The organism is Vibrio sp. 811 (genome assembly GCF_033339195.1).
The window spans coordinates 1-607 of sequence record NZ_JAWOUB010000601.1 but is presented as its reverse complement, the minus strand read 5'-3'; the positions used below and the strand labels follow the sequence as shown (position 1 = coordinate 607).

Here is a 607-nt window from a genome sequence, read left to right as displayed (position 1 = left end):
TAATAGACCCGCCGCAAGGATGCTATTAGCAACACCACTAGGGCAGGCAGTAATAATGGCAATATTCATACTGATAACCTTCTGTTCCTTAGTTTTTGTCTAAGTTCGTATTAGGGTAAAGCTCGCTGACTTGTGTTTGCAGCTTAATGTTTTCCAGTTCTTCTTGACTGGTTAGCCCCACGCCAACTTGGCTAACTGCTAAAGCAGAAAGCGCTGTCGCGAAGCGTAATAAATCGTGTTTCGGCATCACTTGCATGTGACCCCAGCATAAGCCTGCCACCAGTGTGTCGCCCGCACCTACGGTGCTCACCACATTCATGCGTGGCGGTTGTGCGCGTAGCCACTCGCCTTGGTTTAGCCACATCACACCGTCAGCGCCCATCGACACAACAATATTCTCTATGCCTTTGTTGCTGAGGGTTTGTGCTGCCACTTGGCACTGTTCTGGCGTTTCTAGGTGCTCACCGACAAAGTCACTCAGCTCTTCGTCATTTGGTTTAATAAGCCATGGATGAGCATCAATACCTGCACGTAGAGCGGCTTTGCTGCTGTCGAACAATACTTTTTTGCCTTGTTGATGCAGTTTTTCAATCCACGCTGCGCATTG

At 48.8% G+C, this 607-nt stretch carries 1 protein-coding gene; it reads right to left on the bottom strand.

Translation table 11 applies throughout. The annotated features are described in order from the left end of the window. Positions 1-88 precede the first annotated feature (88 nt). The coding region (locus tag R7Q46_RS28330; RefSeq protein ID WP_318078462.1) for a 1-phosphofructokinase family hexose kinase at positions 89-607 on the bottom strand (519 nt) is incomplete at its 5' end.